Here is a 233-nt window from a genome sequence, read left to right as displayed (position 1 = left end):
ACACATCACTGTGCAGTTGACGTAAATGCTCATCCACAAAACTGCCGGGCTCCAGTTTCAATGTGGCTAAATCACACAACAACTGGATTTCTTCGGGCAGATAAAGGGATAGAAACTCCCTAGCCGTTTCAGGCTGCGTTAAAAAATATTTGAATAATCCGTCATGGTGAGGCCGTTTTTCTTTGTTTGCCACAATCTGTTTCTCTGTCTTATTAGTTAGTCATTACCATTTA

Annotated in this window: 1 protein-coding gene; it reads right to left on the bottom strand. The window is 41.2% G+C overall.

Features of this window, described 5'->3' with window-relative positions; genetic code table 11:
- Positions 1-193: Rpn family recombination-promoting nuclease/putative transposase (locus SLS51_RS23770; protein WP_323840914.1), on the bottom strand; the 193-nt coding region annotated here is incomplete at its 3' end.
- Positions 194-233: the final 40 nt, after the last annotated feature.

The organism is Photorhabdus africana (genome assembly GCF_035181445.1).
Classification (GTDB): Bacteria; Pseudomonadota; Gammaproteobacteria; order Enterobacterales; family Enterobacteriaceae; genus Photorhabdus; species Photorhabdus laumondii.
Note: the sequence above shows the minus strand (reverse complement) of the source record. Positions and strands in the feature narration are given on the sequence as shown.